A 19,093-nucleotide genomic window follows, 5' to 3' on the forward strand; every position below is an offset into this window, starting at 1 on the left:
TGCGGAAACGTCAGGCGGGCGAGAAGCTCAGCCCCGCAGCGGGCGACTCGCGCCGTACCGCCACCGAGCCGTATTCGGTACGCAGCCGCGTCCACGGTCCCGCCGCCAGCAGTGCGACGGTGTCGTCGCCGTCCCCGCGCAGGAAGCCCAGCGCGTGGGCAGCGTGGACCACGCGCAGCGTCGTGCCCTGGTAAGGCCGCGTCCACAGCTCCTCCGCGAGCGCGTCCAGCACCGCCCGGGTCCGCTGCTGCTGCGGCAGCCGCTCGGTACGTGCCCGGAATTCCGCTACGGCCTCGACCGCCGCCTTGCGGACCTGCCCCGGGTCGAACTCCGCCTCCCGGCGCCATCCGCCGCGCGGCGGCAGCAGCCCGGCCCAGGCAGGACCGGTGACGGACGGCGGCAGTTCGAATCCCCCGGCTGCCGCCGACACCGCTTCGAGCAGTTGCCCGGCCGACACCGTGGCGTCGACCGCGTCGGCCACCGCGGCGGAACCGCGCAGCGCGACGCTGCGCACGGCGAGCACGCCGCCGAACGGCGGGTGCCCGAAAACGCCGAGCGCCGGCTCGTCGCGCGCGGACCGCAGCCGCACCACGGCCGCCTTGTCCCAGCGCACCAGCCGCCCGAGGAAGGCGGCCAGATCCGCCGCCTCCCCCGCGGTGTCGCAGCCTCCGCCGCCGTCGTGGCCTTCGTGGCGTTCTCGGCGCTCCTGCCCGAGTGCCAGCCGGACTGCGGTCATACGGCGACGGCTCCGTCGTCGCGGTACAGCTCCAGGAAGGACCGCTCCTCGGCCGTGATCCGCCGCGGCCTGGCCGCGGCCAGGTTGTACGGCACCACGACGGTCGAGGCCCGGGCATAGACCGTCTGCTCGTCCTTGACCTCGTAGCGGACCGTCATGGACGCCGCCGAGATGTCGGTCACCCACGTCTCGACGTCCACCGGCTCGTGCCGGTGGACCAGCGGCCGCAGATAGTCGATCTCGTGCCGCGCCACGACCGAGCCGCCGGTGAACGACGCGCTCCCCTCGCCCGGCGCCAGGCGGAACATGAAGTCGATCCTGGCCTCTTCCAGATACCGCAGGAAGGTCACGTTGTTGACATGGCCGAAGGCGTCCATATCCGCCCAGCGCAGTGGGCAGCGGAAGATGTGCCGCGCCATCAGCCGCGCGTCAGCTTCTTGTACGTGGCGCGGTGCGGCCTGGCCGCGTCGGCTCCGAGCCGCTCGACCTTGTTCTTCTCGTAGGACTCGAAGTTGCCCTCGAACCAGAACCACTTCGAGTTGCCTTCGTAGGCCAGGATGTGGGTGGCCACCCGGTCGAGGAACCACCGGTCGTGGGAGACGACCACGGCCGCACCGGGGAATTCCAGCAGCGCGTTCTCCAGCGACGACAGGGTCTCGACGTCGAGGTCGTTGGTCGGTTCGTCGAGCAGCAGCAGGTTGCCGCCCTGCTTGAGGGTGAGCGCCAGGTTCAGCCGGTTGCGCTCACCGCCGGACAGCACTCCCGACGGCTTCTGCTGGTCGGGGCCCTTGAAGCCGAACGCCGACACATAGGCGCGCGACGGCATCTCGACCTGGCCGACGTTGATGTAGTCCAGGCCGTCGGAGACGACCTCCCACAGCGTCTTCTTCGGGTCGATGTTGGCCCGGTTCTGGTCGACGTAGGAGATCTTCACGGTCTCGCCGACCTTGATGACGCCGGAGTCCGGGTCCTCCAGCCCCTGGAGCATCTTGAACAGCGTGGTCTTGCCGGCGCCGTTGGGGCCGATGACGCCCACGATGCCGTTGCGCGGGAGGGTGAACGACAGGTCGTCGATCAGCACCTTGTCGCCGAACGCCTTTGACAGGTGCTGGACCTCGACCACGATGGCGCCCAGCCGCGGACCCGGCGGGATCTGGATCTCCTCGAAGTCCAGCTTCCGCATCTTGTCGGCCTCGGCCGCCATCTCCTCGTAGCGCGCCAGGCGTGCCTTGGACTTGGCCTGCCGCCCCTTGGCGTTGGAGCGGACCCAGTCCAGCTCCTCCTTGAGCCGCTTGGCCCGCTTGGCGTCCTTCTGACCCTCGACCTTGAGCCGCGACGCCTTGTTCTCCAGGTACGTCGAGTAGTTGCCCTCGTACGGGATCGCCCGGCCGCGGTCCAGCTCCAGGATCCACTGCGCCACGTTGTCGAGGAAGTACCGGTCGTGGGTGACGGCGACGACGGTGCCGGCGTACTTGGCCAGGTGCTGCTCCAGCCACTGCACGGACTCGGCGTCCAGGTGGTTGGTGGGCTCGTCGAGCAGCAGCAGGTCGGGCGCTTCGAGCAGCAGCTTGCACAGCGCCACCCGGCGCTTCTCGCCGCCGGACAGCGTGGTCACCTGCCAGTCGCCGGGCGGGCAGCCCAGCGCGTCCATCGCCTGCTCCAGCTGCGCGTCCAGGTCCCACGCGTTCGAGTGGTCCAGCTTCTCCTGGAGCCTGCCCATCTCGTCCAGCAGGGCGTCGGAGTAGTCCGTCGCCATCAGTTCCGCGATCTCGTTGAACCGGTCCAGCTGCGCCTTGATCTCGGCGACCCCGTCCTGCACGTTCTCCAGCACGGTCTTGGACTCGTCCAGCGGCGGCTCCTGCAGGAGCATGCCGACGCTGAACCCGGGCGACAGGAACGCATCGCCGTTCGACGGATGCTCAAGGCCCGCCATGATCTTGAGCACGGTGGACTTACCGGCACCGTTCGGGCCGACCACACCGATCTTCGCGCCCGGCAGGAAGCTCAGCGTCACATCATCGAGGATGACCTTGTCGCCGTGCGCCTTGCGCGTCTTGCGCATCGTGTAGATGTACTCAGCCAAGAGAAACCGTCCGGCAGATCGAGAAGGGCCAATGTGCGGCTCCGCCGCGTGAGGGCAGATACACCCCATCTTGCCGTACGTCCACCCCTGCGGGCGAATGGCTACGTCAGCCCCTCCCCCGGCCCGCTGCCGGTAGCCGCCTGCCGTCATCGGCCGGCCCCGCGGAACAGGTCGAGCGCGTGTGCGCGATGGCCCGCGACCGCCGCTCCGGGAGGTCTCCTGAGCCGGCCCCTCACCGACGGGAACCGCCGGTGAGGGGCCGCTTCACGTCCCGGCTCGGAGGAGGAACACCGTGCCGTAGTTCCGCCCATGGGGGCGGACGGGTCCCGGCGCCGGGAGCGGGGGCGCCGGGACCCGATGGATCACTGCGCGGAGGTCGCGCTCTTCTTGCGGCGGAAGAAGAACACCGCACCGCCACCGAGGACAACCAGGGCGACCGCTATGCCCGCGATCATCGGTGTGGAGCTGCTGCTACCGGTCGCGGCCAGGTTCTGGTCGCTGCCGGCCGGGCTCGGCCGGTTCGCCGGAGGTGTCGGCGCGGCCGTGGCGCTCTTGCAGTCCAGCACACCCTCGAACGACTTCACCGACTTGTCGGGCAGGGTGATGTCGATCTTGTAGTGCTGGTCCTCGGCTACCGGGACCGTCACGGTCTTCGACGCGCCCGGGGCGACGCTGTAGTCCTTGCCGCCCAGGGCGAAGGTCAGGTCCTCGTCGCCCTTGTTGGCTGCGGTGACGTCGACGCCGCCCTTGGCGCAGTTCACCGCGGCGCTCACCGCGGGTATCGGGCCCTTCTTCGCCCACGTGACCGTGGCCTGCGCGGTCAGCGGGGTGGTGTCGGAGCCGGCCAGGATCTGGGTCTGGCTCGCGGCGTCGTTGGCACCGAAACCGATGAAGGCGCGGCCGATCGGCACCGTGGTGGTGGCGGTCACCTTGACCGCCGCGTTGCCGTCCTTGGTGCCCGCGGGGACGTCGAAGTAGAGCTTGCTGCCGTCCTTCGCCGTGGTCACCGTCTTGCCGTCGGCGTCCACCAGCTTGACGCCCGCGGTGTCGGGAGTGATTTCCGCCGCCGCGGAGTCCGCGTTGGTGTGCACGGTCACCGGACCGATGCGGTCACCGGACTTGCCCGACACCGACGGCGGGTCCAGGGTCAGCGACGCGTCCGGCTCGGCGACCGCGACGGCCGTGTGGGACAGGTAGTCGGCCAGCTGCTCGGCCGCCGGGTCGTTCGCCTTGGCGGTCGGGTCGTCCGAGAGGCGCCAGATGGCGACCTGGGTGCCGGCGGCGGCGGTCTTCTTGGTCAGCGGCCCGGCACCGGCGGTCTTGGCCAGCCCGTCGAGGTCATCGACCTGCGGGAACGAGTGGTTGAGTATCCACGCGATCTTCCCGGCGTTGGCCCGGTTCTTGCCCTCCTGGTAGAGCGACGTCGCACTCCAGGGCACCTCCTGGTACTGGGCGTCCGGCTTGGTCGTGTTGAACAGGTCGATGCAGTACGAGTAGATGCTCTTGCCACCGCCGAGGTCCATCTTGAACAGACCGGCCGGCTCGTGGTCGTTCGTCTTGCCGTCCTTGGTGGCGACCGTGGCGAGGTCCGCGAGATCGCCCTGGATGCCGCTCAGGACGGCGGTCGCACCGCTGGACGACGGTGTCGTGTCGTCCGCGACCGCGCTCCCGGCGCCCGCGACGGCGCCCGCCGCGAGCAGGCCGGTGGCGATACCGGCCGCCGCGAGGCGGGCAGCGCTCCGCCTGTAGGTGTTGAACATGGATTTCCCCTCCGGGCGAGGCGTGTCGTTGAAAAGAGGGTCGCCTCGCCTGCAGCTCCGAGCCCCCGTATGTCAATGCCGAAATCCTAGGAACCACGCGCACCAGGAGCACCGAAAGGGTCACCGCCCACCCTTTTCGCATCCCAATCGTTACCCACTTGCGCACATGTTTCCGTAATTGTCGACAAGTCCCCGGCATAATTATTCCGTGGAAATACCGTTGAATACGGATACCGCACGGATTCAGGACATCGCCGCCGCGGCGACCGGTGGCGGAGCGGCCGGCTCCGGCAGGGTCGCGGGCGGCGCCGACGTCCGACTGAACCGTGTGGTGCCGCGCGCCAGATCGTGGCCGACGGCCACTGCCTCGATCTCCGCGGCGGTAAAGCGGCGCCCGTCACGCTCGTCCTCGCGGATTTTCAACCGCCCCTGCACGACGAGCGGTTCGCCCAGCCCCACCGACTCCTTCACGTGCCCCGCAAGCGTGCGCCAGGCACGCACCGTGTAGAAGCTGGTGGCGCTGTCCGTCCACGCCCCGCGCTCCGAGTCCCACCGGCGCGCGGTGGTGGCCAGCCGGAAGCGGGTGACCCCCACACCGGTGGCAGTCGTGTACATCTCGGGCTCCGTCGCCACGTTTCCTACGACGGTCACCAGGGTCTCGTTCATCGCACGGTCCTCACTTTCCGCGGCGCCCCGCGGTGGGACGCTCTGAGAACATCGTGCACCAAATCGGGATGGTCAAGGAAAGACCATCCCGAATCTGTGGATAACCTGGCGCCTGTGGATAACCGCGTCACCCGGACGAGTGAGAATGGGATTGCGCGGAGTGGGAATTGCGTGCGTGCGGCGCGCGCGGAGAGGTATCTGCGACCACCGCGAACTGCTCGCGCACCTCGCGATAGCGCATCAGCTCCGCCGCGACCGGTTCGAGCACCCGGGCCCTGCCGCAGTCGGCGGCGGCGTCCCGCAGCCGGCGCTCGGCAGCCTGGCCGTATCGGCGGGCCGGACCGCGGGCGGCCATCCTGCAGCCCGCCGAGACCAGCGGGCCGCCGATCCCACCGGCCGCGATCATCACCACCGGCACCCACCAGGTGAGTTCGATCGAACCGACCGCGCGCACGATCAGGCACACCGCGCCCGCGACCGCCAGCGCCATCAGCAGCCACTGCACGCCATGGGCGGCCGGCCACCAGCCGGGCCGCTCCGGCGGGCCGGGCTCGGCCCGTCTCGCCGCGCCGTCAAGCGCCACCGGCAGGCCCTCCCCGCCGCGCTGGGCCGCGTCACGCACCGCCTGGGCCCAGGGCGCGGGCAGCCCCCGGGCGGCGTCGGCGGCCAGGCCGCGCACGGCTTCCCCGACCAGCGGCCGGGAGGCCACCGGGCCCGCGAAGCCGACCGTGCTCCCCGGTCCGCTGCGCCGTACGGGTGAAGTCGGCGTTTCCCGGGATCCGGGGGAACCGGCACCCGCGCCGGTCCGTTCTCCCATCAACCGCCCCCACGGTGTGCCGCACGCCTCACGAGCGGCAGCCGCCCAGTCCCGTTCCGCCGACCGACCCGCTCCGGCCGCACCCACCGCGTCCGCCAGCCGGTCGACGAATTCCTCCCGCGCCGGATCGGTGAGCCCGGCGCCGCCCTCTCCCACATAGAGCGGGCGCAGCCGACTCGCCGTGAGGTCCATGTCGGCAGCCAGCCGGCGGCCGGCCGCGGTGCGTTCGGCGACGATCTGGACCAGCACAGCGCGCAGATCGGGCACGCCATGCCCGGTGAGCGCGGAGGTCGCCAGCACCACCGCACCGGCCTCACCGTGCTCGCCCACCGCGAGGCCGTCCTCGTCCAGCAGTCTCCGCAGGTCGTCCAGGACCAGGTCTGCCGAGTCCCCCGGCAGCCGGTCCACCTGATTGAGCACCAGCACCGTCACATCGGCATGCCCGGAAAGGGGGCGCAGATAGCGTTCATGCAGCGCCGCGTCGGCGTATTTCTCGGGGTCGAGCACCCAGACGACAACATCGACGAGGTGCAGCAGCCGGTCCACCTGCGCACGGTGGCCGGGCGCGGCGGAGTCGTGGTCGGGCAGGTCGATCAGCACCAGCCCGTCCAGGCTCGTCCCGCCGGCCGGAGTGCCCCCGGCGCACTCACCACCGGCGCCGTCAAGCCGTGAACCGGCCGGACAGCCGCCATCGCCGACCGGAAGGGCGGCGGACCCTTCGAAGTCACCGCCCGCGGGTCCCGCGTCCCACGGATCCGCACCGCCCGCAGCGTCCATGACGGTGTCCCGGAATCCGCCGGTGCCGAAGTCCGCGCTCCCGGCGGCCGTGTCACCACCGCCCGTGCCACCGGTCGGCGCGGGGATCCGGGCGCTCCGCAGGGTGTAGCGGTCCTGTGGGGCGACGCCCAGCCGGTCCAGCAGTCCGGCAGCCCGCTCGGGTTGCCAGGCGCAGGCGACCGGTCGGGCCGTGGTGGGCCGGCGCGTGCCGGTCTCGGACAGTGGAAGTCCGGCCAGCGCGTTGAAGAGGGCCGACTTGCCGCTGCCAGTGGCACCCGCCAGCGCCACCACGGTGTGTTCGACTGAGAGCCGCCGACGCTCGCCGATGCGTTCCAGCAGCTCACCGGTCTCGGCAAGGGCGTCGGGGTTGATCCGGGTCCTGGACAGGCCGAGCAGTTCGCCGAGCGCGTCCACCCGCGCGCCCAGCGGATCGACCGCCGTGCCGCCGGTGGTGGCTCCGGGCTGCTTCCCGGGTCCTGAGCCCGAGTCCGGGCCGGAGAAGTCGGCAGCGGGGCGGCCTCGTCCCGGCTCCGGGGTCGCAGCCGGCATGTCAGTGGTAGTCGAGCGCACCCGGGATCACCTCTCCTTTTGCAGTAGGGACAGCGCGGAGATCAGCGAGGCCTGCTGCCCGGATGTGACGTCGAAGCCGTCGACGGGCGCGAGTCTGCGGTCGCGTTCGCCGTCGAGCAGTCCGGCGACGGCGTCGGCGAGCCGGTCGCGAGCCGCGTCGCGCATGCGCAGGGCGGCGTGGGCCCCGATGGTCTCGGCGAGGCGTTCCCCCGCGGTGCGCCCGCGCCGGCCGCCGAGCAGCGCGGTGGTCAGCAGGGCTGCGACGTGCTCCGGGTCGGCGCTGGGGCGTTCGGTGTCGCGGGCGGCCCGCAGGTGGGCGTGGGCGAGATCGGTGACGGCGCGGCGCCAGCGGCGCACGCCCTTGTCGATCCGGGCGGCGACGGCCACCCGGTCGCGATCCGGGCGGTAGGCGGGTTCGTCGAGCAGCGCGGCGCCCGCCGGGTCGCGCTGCCAGATGTCGGCGATGCGCTCGTCCGCTGCGTCGGTCTCGGTGCGCAGCAGCGCGGCCAGTTCCTCGGCGAGAGCGAACTGGAGGGTGTCGGCGCCGCAGGCGGGGTAGCCCCGCCAGTGGGCCAGCGCCTCACCGGCGAGCATGGCGCCCGCGCGGACGGCGGCGTCGATGTGCTCGGCGGCCAGTTCGTAGGCGTCCTCTGCGGCGCGGGCCAGCCGCACGGCCGCGGCGTGCTGAGCCGCGGACGCGGCGGCCAGGGAGGGCAGCCGACTGCCCAGCGAGTTGAGGACACCCGCGGCTGTGCGGCGGGCGGCGTGCTGGCGGGCCGCGGGGTCCTGGGCGCAGTGCGTGAGCCATTCGCGCAGCCCGGCGACGGTGGTCTGCGGCAGCAGGCCCCCGCCGCCAGCCGACTCGGGCAGTTCCGGGACGGTGAAGCGCGGTACGTCGCCGAGGCCCGCCTTGGCCAGCAGCGCGGCGTAGTGCCTGCTGACGTCGTCGGCGATCTGGTGGGGGACTCGGTCGAGGACGGTGGCGAGGGTGACGTCGTATTCCTTGGCGGTCCGCAGCAGGTGCCAGGGCAGCGCGTCGGCGTAACGGGCGGCGGTGGTGACCAGGATCCAGATGTCGGCCGCGCAGATGAGTTCGGCGGCGAGTTCACGATTGCGGGTGACGAGGGAGTCGATGTCGGGGGCGTCGAGGAGGGCGAGGCCTCGCGGGAGGGAGTCGTCGCACTCCAGCCGGAGTTCGGCCCGGGCGGGCTCGCTGCGGTCAGGGGCGTCGTCGTCGCCCCTGACCCGCTGACGCACGGCCCAGGCGCGGATCAGGCCGGGCAGGACACGCGGGTCGGCGAACCAGGCGCGGTCCTCCGGGTGGCAGACCAGCACCGGCGTGCGGGTGGTGGGACGCAGCACACCGGATTCGCTGACACGACGGCTGATAAGAGAGTTGACAAGCGTCGACTTACCCGCTCCTGTCGACCCGCCGACCACCGCGAGCAACGGCGCCTCGGGTGCCGTGAGCCGGGGTACGAGGTAGTCGTCGAGTTGGGTCAGCAGTTCCTGGCGGGTGCGGCGGGCCCGGCCCGCTCCGGACAGCGGGAAGGGGAAGCAGGCGGCGTCGACGCGGTCACGCAGCGCGGACAGCGCGTCGATCAACTCTGGCCGTACGTCCAAGATCGCCACGTCGGCAGAATGCCCCATATTGGAGCATTTACGAAGCGTATTTTGGGTAATTGGCCCCATTCAGCCCGGATAGCGGTCAACCGGCGGCGGGCGGTCCGGCCCCGGCAGCGCGACCCGGGACGACCCGGCAACACCTGCGGAAAGGCCGCGCAAAGGTCACAAGAAGGTCTGCAGAACGCCGCGGAACCGCTGGTCGGCGGTGTCGCATGAGGCTCAGGAGCCAGAATGAGCCACCGGCATAACGAGTGCACAACAGCAGTGTTGCGACCCGTCAAAAGCGATGCGACTTCCGCGCCTGCCTGCGATTATCGGACCGCTTCACCGAACCTCCACAACGTGTCACGCGGGTGAAGCAGACGGCAGCACGGACGCGGCGCCCTATCCTTGACCTCGGTACAGGTCACGGAACCAGCCAGGGGCGAAGACAGCCGCGACCACTGTCCGGCCCCCGTAGCTCAGCGGATAGAGCAGGTGCCTTCTAAGCACTTGGCCGCAGGTTCGAGTCCTGCCGGGGGCGCACACACGCGGCCGACGACCCATCGGGGCGTCGGCCGCCACCGGTCGGCTGCACCAGCCCCTCGCCCGAAGACCACCGAAAACGCGGGTCGCCTGGAATGTAGCGGGGCCCGCGTAGCGACCGTGTAAGGACCGCTCCGCCGCAATCGGCATACCTCCACCCCGCCGCACCGGGATTTCTTACGGAGCCGGGACAGTGAGGCGATACGCCCGTTTCATCCCGACAATGGCATGATGCGCGAGTTAGCGTGGCGATCAGCCCGGCAGCAGTTCCCTGCGCCGCCAACTGCTGTGACCTATAAGGCAGTTGGCGGCTTCCTCGGCATGCCGGGCACCCTCGATGAACCTCCTGACCTGCATGAGGAGATCAAGCATGCCGTCGTCCAACGTCCGCAAGACCCGCCCGGGCCGTGCCGCCCGCGCCACCGCCGTCGGCGCCGCGGTGGTTGCCGCAGCCGCCGTACTCGCGGCTCCCTCCGCGAGCGCGGCCACCCCCCGGCACGCCACCGCCCGGGACAGCGCCCCTGTCTTAGTCCAGAGCGACAACGCCAGGGCGAACACCGTCGTGGCGTACCACCGCAACCCCGACGGTTCGCTCGACCGCCGCGGGGTCTACGCCACCGGCGGCCGGGGCGGCGTCCTCGACGGCTCGGTCGTCGACCACCTCGCCTCGCAGGGCTCGCTCGGCTACGACCGCGAGCACCGGCTGCTCTACGCGGTCAACGCGGGCAGCGACACCGTCACCGTCTTCGCGGTCCGCGGCGACCGGTTGCGGCGCCTCCAGGTGCTCCCCTCCGGCGGCGACTTCCCGGTCAGCGTGGCCGCGCACGGTGACCAGGTGTACGTCCTGAACGCCCGCGGCGGCGGGTCGGTCCAGGGCTACGTGTGGAACAGCGGGCGGCTGGTGCAGGTGCCCGGCAGGCGCCGCGACCTCCGTCTCGCGGTGGCCTCACCGGAATTCACCCACACCCCCGGCCAGGTCGGCTTCACCCCGGACGGCTCGCAGCTGATCGTCACCACCAAGGCTGCGGCCAACACCATCGACGTCTTCCCGCTCACGCCGTCCGGCGCCCCCGCCGCGCACCCGGTCGTCACCTCGACCCCCGACGCGGTGCCGTTCGGCTTCGCCTTCGACCGCGCGGGGCGCCTCCAGGTCACCGAGGCGGGGCCGAACGCGGTGGCCACCTTCGCCGTCCACCGTGACGGCACCCTGCGCCGGCTCGGCCAGGTGGCCACCGGGCAGATGGCGACCTGCTGGGTGGTCTCGACCGGAGACCACCTCTACGCGTCCAACGCGGGCAGCACGACCCTGTCCGGCTACCGGGTGGAGCCGCGCGGCCCGCTGACCTCGCTCGGCACCACCCCGACCCACGGCGGCACGGTGGACGCCGCCGCGTCCTCCGACGGCCGCGACGTCTATGTGCAGACCGGCGCCCAGGGCATCGTGGACGAATTCCGCGTCGGTCACGACGGCTCGCTCACCCGGATCGGATCGGTCACCGTGCCCGGCGCGGTCGGCGGCGAAGGCATCGCAGCCGGCTGACGCACGACGCCTGGCGGCCCGCGGGCCGCCACCCGTCCGGGGAGATACACGCAGCGCCCCCACAGCCTCGCCATTCCCGCCCGCCACACTGGTCGGTCGGGGGTGGCGAGGTTTGTTCAAGTCGTACGAGTCTCTTATGGGGTTGTGAGATGGTGTGCGCCGTAGCCACCTCTGCCGGACTGCAGGTACGGCGGCCTGTACAACGACGGCCGCCCGGCAGTCATGTCGCAGCCATGGGGTAGTTTTTCTCTCTCCGCGTGCTATCGATGCGAGGATCGTTTGCGTATGGATTCCACACTCCCCGGGGCCACGTCGGCCGCGTCGGCGGCACGGCGGCGGAGGCGGCTGAACCACAGGATCAGGGACGGGCTGCGCGATCTGAACGTCCAGCTGGCGTTGCTGAACCACCAGATCGGTATGCAGCTCGATCTGCGCGACGCCGACCTGGAATGCCTGGACCTGATCAGCCGGTACGGACCGATCGGTCCGACTGCCCTTGCCAAACGCGCCGGCATGCACCCCGCCACCCTGACCGGCGTGCTCGACCGGCTGGAGCGCGGCAACTGGGTCGTGCGCACCCCGAATCCGACCGACCGCCGGGCCGTCCTGGTGCAGGTCGTCAAGGAGCGCGCGGCCGAGGTGACATATCTCTTCTCCGGGCTGAACACCGCGGTCGACGGGATCTGCGCCGAGTACGACGACGACGAGCTGGTGCTGATCGCCGACTTCCTGCTGCGCACGGCACGCGCCGGGCGGATCGCCACCGACGAACTGGCCGACAGCTGACGCCCCGCACCGAGCGGTCGGTGCGGATGTCACATCTCACTGTGGTCCTCCATCTCAGTTGAACAAGCGCGTTCAACGAGGAGGCCACGTATGTCCGACGACCCCGCCGAACTGCCGGAGGACTGCGTCGGCCCATGGCTGTGGGATCCGGCGGTCGACGACCCGCAGCAGCGGTCCCGGCCCGCCGCAGGTGACAGCGCGTGGCCGGAGACGCGGCCCGACTCGCTGTCGGCGGCGCTGCTGGTGGTGATGGAGACGCTGCCCCCGCTGGAGCGGGCGGTGTTCGTACTGAACGAGGTCTTCGGCTACCCGCACGCCGAGATCGCCGACATGCTGGGCCGCCCCCCTCACGCCGTCCGGCAGCTGGCGCACCGGGCACGCGAACACGTCCAGGCCCGCCGCCCGCACCACGCGCGCATCCGCGGTTCCGACGACGACTGACCGAGCAGCTCATCGCCGCCGTGATGGCCCGTGACCGGGGACGGCCGGCACCGCCGTCGCTCAGCACCTCCTTAGTGGCGTCTCCCGTGAGCGGTCGGTCATCTCGACCGCCCGACCGCACACTTGCCCGTTCGCGATATTTGTCACCGTTATGCGGGTTATTTGTCACAGAAGATCAACAAGCCCATGTGGCCTGCGCCCGCGCGTCGTTGGCCGGACGAGTGTGCTGACCGGCAGACACCCCGCGCCCGGAGGTAACAGACATGACGGACCGGACCCTGTGGTCGTACGCGGACATCGCGGCGCACATCCGCGTGCAGATCGACACCGTGCGCTCCTACCGCAAGCACGGGCACTTGCCCCATCCCGACCTGGTGGAAGGCGGTAAGCCCTACTGGTACGCGGACACCATCAGGGCGTGGAGCGCCCAGCGGCCGGGGAACCGCGGCCGCCGGGGTCCGGACTGACCGCCAGTTCCTGCTCGCCGGCTCGGGGTCCCGACGCTCACCGGAGCGCGGGGCCGCGACGGCCGTCCCGGAAACCTGCGGGCCGCCGCCCTCGGACATGCCGGACCGGTCGTGGAATCCGCGCAGCACCGGCGGCGCCCACCAGGTGGCTCTGCCGGTCAGCCGCATCACCGCGGGCACCAGCAGCGTACGGATCACCATCGCGTCCATCAGTACCGCCAGCGGGATGCCCAGTCCCGGCATCTTGGTATTGGTCACCCGGGACATCCCGACGCCGACCATCACCACGGCCAGGATGACCGCGGCGGCCGTGATCATTCCCCCGGTCCGGCGGAGCCCGAAGACGATGGACGCCTGCACCGGAAAGTCAGTGGCCGGAGCTACTTCTCGCGTCCTGCCGACGAGCAGCTGAACGTACCGTCGTGACCGTCCCGCGGCCCTGCGGGCGGTCCGATCTTCGATGCGCCGCCCTTGCCCTTGCCGGGCGGTGCGGCCGGTGGTCCCGTGAGCGGCGGACCGCCCTCACCGAGGAAGGAAGCCGCCACCACGGCCGAGGGCCGCGCTCCACCGGCGCCCTGACGGCGTTCCCTGGCCCGTGACGCCCATTGCGCGGCCATGCCGAGTCCGGCGACCAGCAGGGAGATGCCGAGCCCCAGGGAGAGTGCGTAGAAGGAATTCGACGCGGCCCGGCCGCTGATGTAGCCGGCGCCGACCGAATACGAGGCCCACACCGCCTCGGCCACGCCCGCACCGATCGCGTAGCGGCGCGCGGGATAACGCATGATGCCCGCCGCGAGGCCGCCGATCACCCGGCCGCTCGGCAGGAACCGCACCCCGATCACGAACGGCACACCATGCCGCTGTATGCGCTGCGCGGCCCAGCGCAGCAGCGCCTCACGGCGGGGCCTGCGGTGCATACGGCTCAGCACCCGGCCGCTGAGCGCCCGGCCCGACCGGTGCATCACCAAGTCGCCTAGCACCGCGCTGCCGGCTACCACGAGCAGCACCAGTGCGAGGTTGAGATGGCCTTCGGCGGCCATCACGCCGCCGGTCACAAGCAGCACGGAGTTGGGCACGAGCGGCGGGGCCGTGGTGGCGGCCAGCAGCGCGTACGCCCATATGACATGCCCACCTCTGAGGTACTCAGCGAGTCCGGAGGTGAAGTCAAGTGACGACACGCTCAGTGCAACGTCCATACCACCGCCCTTCTTCCCCTTCCCCTGCACTCAACGCTGACAGCGGCAAGCGGGGACGGCAAGCGGGTTCACGAGGGTTCAGCTGATTGACCGGAAAGGTCATCCTGAGGGTCCAGCAGGGCTACTCCTCAGGTAGTACGGCCCTACACGGGGTCGCCGCCCGGGGGATGCACCTGACCGGGCGAGGTTTCAACGGCCGAGGAGTTCGCCGCCGTTGCACTGGAGGATCTCGCCAGTGATGAAGCCCGCTTCCGGCGAGGCGAGGAAGAGCACCGCGGCAGCGACGTCCGCCGGGCGGCCGACCCGTCCGACCAGCGTGCGGCCCGCCCGCCGGGTCAACTCGGCGTCGTTGAGCCGCGAACCGAAGAACTCGGTGCCCGCGACCGTGCCGGGCGCCACGATGTTGCAGGTCACGCCCTGCGGGCCGAGCTGCGCGGCGAGCGAGTGGTTCCAGGCGTGCAGGGCCGCCTTCGAGGCGCCGTACGAGCCGCCGCCGCGCAGGGCGGCCACCGAGGTCACCGTCACCACCCTGCCGCTTTCCGTGGTGAACCGGTCACGCAGCGATTCGGTGATCAGGACCGCGGTGAGCACATTGCGCTCGAAATCACCGCGCCAGCGGGCCAGCACCCCGTGCGGTCCCGCACCGACGGCCAGCTCCCGGCTGCCGGCGTTGTTCACCAGCACGTCCACCCGCTCAGGCAGCTGTGAGAGCGCGGCCTCGACGTCGTCCGGGTCCGCCAGATCGCAGACCACCGGGGTGATGTCCAGCCCGCGCTCGGCCCTGATCTCGTCGACGGTGGCATGCAGCACCTCACGGCGGCGGCCGACGATCGTGACCCGGTGGCCGTCCTCGGCGAAGCGCACCGACACGGCCCTCCCGATGCCCGTGCCGCCACCGGTCACCACGATGTTGCGCACCGCTGCCGCGCTCTGTGCCATCTGCCCCGCCCCTCAAGAAGAGACAGCACGCTACGGGATCCGCCCGAACCGGCCGCGAGCGGGGTAGCCTGCGGAAACAGCCTTGGCGAAGAGACGTAGATCACATGGCGGAGAACGTAACCATTACAGTGGTTGGCGGGTCTTATGTCTTGAGCGCCGCGCTCCCGGCGGAGCCGGTGGGGGGCTGTAGGTCGGATCGTCTTGGGGGACGGTCCGGAACGCGTCGCCGGGGCGACACCCGGGGAGCTTGAGCGGCCCTCCCGGGCCGTTTTCGTCCCGGCAACGGCGCAGCCGCCAAAGACGCCCGGTCGGACCCGTGGGGGGATCCGTTCCGGGGAACGGGGAGCGCCCCGTGCCGGACCCGTGGGGGGATCCAGCGCGGGGCGCTTCCTTTACGTACGGGCGGCGCTTTGCGACCGCCTGCTTCAGCGGGCCTCGACCGAGACGTAGTCGCGGATCTCGACGCCCGTGTAGATCTGACGCGGGCGGCCGATCCGGGATCCGGGCTCCTTGATCATCTCGTGCCACTGGGCGATCCAGCCGGGCAGCCGGCCGATCGCGAACAGCACGGTGAACATGCTGGTCGGGAAGCCCATCGCGCGGTAGATCAGGCCGGTGTAGAAGTCCACGTTCGGGTAGAGCTTGCGCGACACGAAGTAGTCGTCGCTGAGGGCGTGCTCCTCCAGCTTGAGGGCAATGTCCAGCAGTTCGTCGGACTTGCCGAGCGCCGAGAGGACATCGTGCGCCGCCGCCTTGATGATCTTCGCCCGGGGGTCGAAGTTCTTGTAGACGCGGTGGCCGAAGCCCATCAGCTTGACGCCGTCCTCCTTGTTCTTCACCTTGCGGATGAAGGAGTCCACGTCGCCGCCGCTGGCCTGGATGCCCTCGAGCATCTCCAGCACGGACTGGTTGGCCCCGCCGTGCAGGGGGCCCCACAGCGCGCTGATGCCGGCCGAGATCGAGGCGAACTGGTTCGCCTGCGAGGAGCCCACCAGCCTGACCGTGGACGTCGAACAGTTCTGCTCGTGGTCCGCGTGCAGGATGAACAGCTTGTCCAGCGCGCTGACCACGACCGGGTCGAGCTGGTACTCCTCGGCCGGGACGGAGAAGGTCATCCGCAGGAAGTTCTCGACGTAGCCGAGGTCGTTGCGCGGGTACACCACCGGCTGCCCGACGGACTTCTTGTACGCGTACGCCGCGATCGTCGGCAGTTTGGCCAGCAGCCGGATCGTGGACAGGTGGCGCTGCTCGGGGTCGAACGGGTTGTGGCTGTCCTGGTAGAACGTCGACAGTGCGCTGACCACGGACGACAGCATCGCCATCGGGTGGGCGTCGCGTGGGAAGCCGTCGTAGAACCGTTTGACGTCTTCGTGCAGAAGGGTGTGCTGGGTGATCTGGCCCTTGAATTCCGCCAGCTGGTCGACCGTGGGCAGTTCGCCGTTGATCAGCAGATAAGCGGTCTCCAGGAACGTGCCGCGCTCGGCGAGCTGCTCGATCGGATAACCGCGGTAGCGGAGGATGCCCTCCTCGCCATCGAGGAATGTGATCGCGGACTTGTAGGCCGCGGTGTTGCCGTAGCCGCTGTCCAGCGTCACCAGGCCCGTATCGGCGCGCAGCTTGCCGATGTCGAAGCCCCTGTCGCCGACCGTGCTGTCAACCACCGGGTAACTGTGCTCGCTGTCCCCATACCGCAGTACTACAGAGTTGTCGCTCACGTCATCCCTCACCGACGGTTTTGCCTCTTCTTCGAGGTGCCCTGACTACGTCCACTGTCCCCCATTTGGCACGCGCGCGTGCACTCGGGGTCGGCCATCGGGCCGAAAAGTGGCACCGAGTGCCTATTTTGCGCCCCTGGACAGCCGGTGGTCGAGAGCTGTGAAGCGTCGGCCCGCCGAGACCGTACGCACCGCCTGCCCGATGGCCCGCCGTGAGCCAACCAGGACAACCAGACGCTTCGCCCTGGTCACAGCCGTGTAAAGCAGGTTGCGCTGCAGCATCATCCAGGCGCCCGTGGTGACGGGGATCACCACCGCCGGATATTCGCTGCCCTGCGAGCGGTGGATGGTCACCGCGTAGGCGTGGGCCAGCTCGTCCAGCTCGTCGAAGTCGTAGCCGATCTCCTCGTCCTCGTCGGTGTGCACGGTGAGCCGCTGCTCGACGGCGTCAAGGGCGGTGACCACGCCCACGGTGCCGTTGAAGACGCCGTTGGCACCCTTGTCGTAGTTGTTGCGGATCTGGGTGACCTTGTCGCCCACCCGGAAGGTCCGGCCGCCGAATCTGCGCTCGGGCAGGTCGGGACGGGCCGGGGTGACCGCCTGCTGGAGCAGGCCGTTGAGCGCGCCCGCGCCGGCCGGGCCGCGGTGCATCGGGGTGAGCACCTGGACGTCCCGCCGGGGGTCGAGGCCGAATCTGGCCGGGATACGACGGGCGACCACGTCCACGGTGAGGCGGCCCGCCTCCTCGGAATCCTCCTCGGCGAAGAGGAAGAAGTCGGGCAGGCCCTGGGTGACCGGGGGCAGCCCGGAATTGATCCGGTGCGCGTTGGTGACCACGCCGGACTGCTGCGCCTGGCGGAAGATCCGGGTCAGCCGTACGGCGGGCACCGGGCTGTCCGCCGCCAGCAGGTCGCGCAGCACCTCGCCCGCCCCGACGCTCGGCAACTGGTCCACATCCCCTACGAACAGCAGGTGAGCGCCCGGTGGCACCGCCTTGACGAGCTTGTTCGCCAGCAGCAGGTCCAGCATCGAGGCCTCGTCGACCACCACCAGGTCCGCGTCGAGCGGCCGGTCCCGGTCGTACGCCGCGTCCCCGCCGGGTTTCAGCTCCAGCAGCCGGTGCACGGTGGACGCCTCGGCGCCGGTCAGCTCCGACAGCCGCTTCGCCGCCCGCCCGGTGGGGGCCGCGAGCACCACCTTGGCCTTTTTCGCCCGGGCCAGCGTGACGACCGAGCGCACCGTGAAGGACTTCCCGCAGCCGGGACCGCCGGTGAGGACGGCGACCTTCTCGGTCAGCGCCAGCCGGACGGCCTGCTGCTGCTCGGCGGCGAGGTCGGCGCCGGTCTGCTCGGCCAGCCAGGCCAGCGCCTTGTCCCAGGCCACGTCCCGGAACGCGGCCAGCCGCTCCTCGGGGCCGTGCAGCAGCCGCGCCACCTGGGCGGCGAGTGATATCTCGGCGCGGTGGAAGGGCACCAGATAGACGGCCGTGACCGGCTCGCCGTCCCCGTCAGGGGCGGGCACGCTCTCGCGGACCACGCCCTCCTCCTCGGCCAGCTCGCCCAGGCAGTCGATCACCAGGCCGGTGTCCACCTGCAGCAGCTTCACCGCGTCGGCGATCAGGCGCTCCTGCGGCAGGTAGCAGTTGCCGTTGTCGGTCGCCTGCGACAGCGCGTACTGCAGGCCGGCCTTCACCCGCTCCGGGCTGTCGTGCGGTATTCCGACGGCCTGGGCGATCCGGTCGGCGGTGAGGAAGCCGATGCCCCACACGTCCGCTGCCAGGCGGTACGGCTGGTTCTTCACCACGGAGATCGACGCGTCGCCGTAGTTCTTGTAGATCCGGACCGCAATGGACGTGGACACGCCCACGCCCTGGAGGAAGACCATCACCTCCTTGATCGCCTTCTGCTCCTCCCAGGCGGCGGCGATCAGCTTGGTGCGCTTCGGCCCCAGGCCAGGCACCTCGATCAGGCGCTTCGGCTCGCCCTCGATGACGTCCAGGGTGCCGGTGCCGAAGTGGTCCACTATGCGCTCGGCGATCCGCGGTCCGATGCCCTTGATCAGGCCCGAGCCCAGATAACGGCGTATGCCCTGGATCGTGGCCGGCAGGACGGTCGTGTAATTCTCCACTGTGAACTGCTTGCCGTACTGCGGATGCGAACCCCAGCGGCCGTGCATCCGCAGGGACTCGCCGGGCTGGGCGCCGAGCAGCGCGCCGACGACCGTCAGCAGGTCTCCCGCGCCGCGGCCGGTGTCCACCCGCGCGACCGTGTATCCGTTGTCCTCGTTGGCGTAGATGATCCGCTCCAGGACACCTTCCAGCACCGCGAGTCCCTTGTCCGTCATGCCCGGCCGCCCTCCCCCGGAGTCGATCTGATTCCGAAGGTACCGGCAGGCGCGGACACCGCGTTCCCGGCCTGTGGACAACTCCTCGCGGGATGGGACGAGGCGC

At 70.6% G+C, this 19,093-nt stretch carries 15 protein-coding genes, 1 tRNA gene and 1 pseudogene; 5 read left to right on the forward strand and 12 right to left on the reverse strand.

Features of this window, described 5'->3' with window-relative positions:
- Positions 1–10 precede the first annotated feature (10 nt).
- The 7 genes from V7E46_RS01535 to V7E46_RS01565 all read right to left on the reverse strand — a co-directional run bounded on the left by V7E46_RS01535 (position 11) and on the right by V7E46_RS01565 (position 9,041).
- Positions 11–736: a hypothetical protein gene (locus V7E46_RS01535; protein ID WP_333766691.1), complete on the reverse strand. Its 726-nt coding sequence runs from the start codon at positions 734–736 to the stop codon at positions 11–13.
- Positions 733–1,155, reverse strand: a complete 423-nt coding sequence (locus V7E46_RS01540; protein ID WP_333766692.1) for an acyl-CoA thioesterase — start codon at positions 1,153–1,155, stop codon at positions 733–735. The genes V7E46_RS01535 and V7E46_RS01540 overlap by 4 nt, the downstream gene beginning before the upstream one ends.
- Positions 1,155–2,819, reverse strand: a complete 1,665-nt coding sequence (gene ettA, locus V7E46_RS01545) for an energy-dependent translational throttle protein EttA (protein WP_329178837.1) — start codon at positions 2,817–2,819, stop codon at positions 1,155–1,157. Before ettA ends, V7E46_RS01540 begins: the two co-directional genes overlap by 1 nt.
- Before the next feature lie 362 nt (positions 2,820–3,181).
- Positions 3,182–4,579 (reverse strand): LAETG motif-containing sortase-dependent surface protein, encoded by a 1,398-nt coding sequence (locus V7E46_RS01550; protein WP_333766693.1) that lies wholly within the window; start codon positions 4,577–4,579, stop codon positions 3,182–3,184.
- Between the two features lie 243 nt (positions 4,580–4,822).
- Positions 4,823–5,245, reverse strand: coding sequence for a single-stranded DNA-binding protein (gene ssb, locus V7E46_RS01555; protein ID WP_333766694.1), 423 nt, complete (start codon positions 5,243–5,245; stop codon positions 4,823–4,825).
- Between the two features lie 127 nt (positions 5,246–5,372).
- On the reverse strand, positions 5,373–7,388 hold the full coding sequence (locus tag V7E46_RS01560; protein WP_333766695.1) for an ATP-binding protein: 2,016 nt from the start codon (positions 7,386–7,388) through the stop codon (positions 5,373–5,375).
- Positions 7,389–7,415: 27 nt separating this feature from the next.
- On the reverse strand, positions 7,416–9,041 hold the full coding sequence (locus tag V7E46_RS01565; protein ID WP_333766696.1) for a dynamin family protein: 1,626 nt from the start codon (positions 9,039–9,041) through the stop codon (positions 7,416–7,418).
- A 444-nt stretch (positions 9,042–9,485) separates the two neighbouring features.
- Here V7E46_RS01565 and V7E46_RS01570 point away from each other — a divergent pair.
- The 5 genes from V7E46_RS01570 to V7E46_RS01590 all read left to right on the forward strand — a co-directional run bounded on the left by V7E46_RS01570 (position 9,486) and on the right by V7E46_RS01590 (position 12,794).
- Positions 9,486–9,558, forward strand: a tRNA-Arg gene (locus V7E46_RS01570).
- A 372-nt stretch (positions 9,559–9,930) separates the two neighbouring features.
- Complete coding sequence (locus V7E46_RS01575; protein WP_333766697.1) at positions 9,931–11,100, forward strand: lactonase family protein; 1,170 nt, start codon at positions 9,931–9,933, stop codon at positions 11,098–11,100.
- Positions 11,101–11,385: 285 nt separating this feature from the next.
- Complete coding sequence (locus tag V7E46_RS01580) at positions 11,386–11,886, forward strand: MarR family transcriptional regulator (protein WP_333766698.1); 501 nt, start codon at positions 11,386–11,388, stop codon at positions 11,884–11,886.
- A 90-nt stretch (positions 11,887–11,976) separates the two neighbouring features.
- Positions 11,977–12,327 carry a sigma factor-like helix-turn-helix DNA-binding protein gene (locus V7E46_RS01585; RefSeq protein ID WP_333766699.1) on the forward strand — a complete coding sequence of 117 codons (351 nt, stop codon included), beginning with the start codon at positions 11,977–11,979 and terminating at the stop codon, positions 12,325–12,327.
- Positions 12,328–12,590: 263 nt separating this feature from the next.
- A complete protein-coding gene (locus V7E46_RS01590; protein ID WP_333766700.1) occupies positions 12,591–12,794 on the forward strand; it encodes a MarR family transcriptional regulator in 204 nt (67 codons plus the stop codon).
- 189 nt (positions 12,795–12,983) lie between these two features.
- On the opposite strand, the pseudogene V7E46_RS33755 reads toward V7E46_RS01590, so the two are convergent.
- From V7E46_RS33755 to recD2, 5 genes and pseudogenes are all read right to left on the reverse strand, one after another.
- Positions 12,984–13,154, reverse strand: a pseudogene (locus tag V7E46_RS33755) (hypothetical protein); the annotation flags it as partial.
- Positions 13,155–13,174: 20 nt separating this feature from the next.
- The gene (locus tag V7E46_RS01600; RefSeq protein ID WP_333766701.1) at positions 13,175–13,990 is read right to left on the reverse strand and encodes a DedA family protein; all 816 of its coding nucleotides are present in this window, start codon (positions 13,988–13,990) and stop codon (positions 13,175–13,177) included.
- A 189-nt stretch (positions 13,991–14,179) separates the two neighbouring features.
- A complete protein-coding gene (locus V7E46_RS01605; RefSeq protein ID WP_329178824.1) occupies positions 14,180–14,929 on the reverse strand; it encodes an SDR family NAD(P)-dependent oxidoreductase in 750 nt (249 codons plus the stop codon).
- 425 nt (positions 14,930–15,354) lie between these two features.
- The gene (locus V7E46_RS01610; RefSeq protein WP_333766702.1) at positions 15,355–16,644 is read right to left on the reverse strand and encodes a citrate synthase; all 1,290 of its coding nucleotides are present in this window, start codon (positions 16,642–16,644) and stop codon (positions 15,355–15,357) included.
- Positions 16,645–16,767: 123 nt separating this feature from the next.
- Positions 16,768–18,987, reverse strand: a complete 2,220-nt coding sequence (gene recD2 / locus V7E46_RS01615) for an SF1B family DNA helicase RecD2 (RefSeq protein WP_333766703.1) — start codon at positions 18,985–18,987, stop codon at positions 16,768–16,770.
- Positions 18,988–19,093: the final 106 nt, after the last annotated feature.

The organism is Streptomyces sp. IBSBF 2435 (assembly GCF_036815005.1).
GTDB lineage: Bacteria > Actinomycetota > Actinomycetes > Streptomycetales > Streptomycetaceae > Actinacidiphila.

What these genes read in the sequence shown, in the direction of transcription:
- V7E46_RS01590 (WP_333766700.1), top strand. Translation starts at nt 12,591, where the DNA reads ATGACGGACCGGACCCTGTGGTCGTACGCGGACATCGCGGCGCACATC.
- recD2 (WP_333766703.1), bottom strand. Translation starts at nt 18,987, where the DNA reads ATGACGGACAAGGGACTCGCGGTGCTGGAAGGTGTCCTGGAGCGGATC.
- V7E46_RS01560 (WP_333766695.1), bottom strand. Translation starts at nt 7,388, where the DNA reads ATGCCGGCTGCGACCCCGGAGCCGGGACGAGGCCGCCCCGCTGCCGAC.
- V7E46_RS01550 (WP_333766693.1), bottom strand. Translation starts at nt 4,579, where the DNA reads ATGTTCAACACCTACAGGCGGAGCGCTGCCCGCCTCGCGGCGGCCGGT.
- V7E46_RS01585 (WP_333766699.1), top strand. Translation starts at nt 11,977, where the DNA reads ATGTCCGACGACCCCGCCGAACTGCCGGAGGACTGCGTCGGCCCATGG.
- V7E46_RS01540 (WP_333766692.1), bottom strand. Translation starts at nt 1,155, where the DNA reads ATGGCGCGGCACATCTTCCGCTGCCCACTGCGCTGGGCGGATATGGAC.
- V7E46_RS01575 (WP_333766697.1), top strand. Translation starts at nt 9,931, where the DNA reads ATGCCGTCGTCCAACGTCCGCAAGACCCGCCCGGGCCGTGCCGCCCGC.
- V7E46_RS01600 (WP_333766701.1), bottom strand. Translation starts at nt 13,990, where the DNA reads ATGGACGTTGCACTGAGCGTGTCGTCACTTGACTTCACCTCCGGACTC.
- ssb (WP_333766694.1), bottom strand. Translation starts at nt 5,245, where the DNA reads ATGAACGAGACCCTGGTGACCGTCGTAGGAAACGTGGCGACGGAGCCC.
- V7E46_RS01535 (WP_333766691.1), bottom strand. Translation starts at nt 736, where the DNA reads ATGACCGCAGTCCGGCTGGCACTCGGGCAGGAGCGCCGAGAACGCCAC.
- V7E46_RS01580 (WP_333766698.1), top strand. Translation starts at nt 11,386, where the DNA reads ATGGATTCCACACTCCCCGGGGCCACGTCGGCCGCGTCGGCGGCACGG.
- V7E46_RS01605 (WP_329178824.1), bottom strand. Translation starts at nt 14,929, where the DNA reads ATGGCACAGAGCGCGGCAGCGGTGCGCAACATCGTGGTGACCGGTGGC.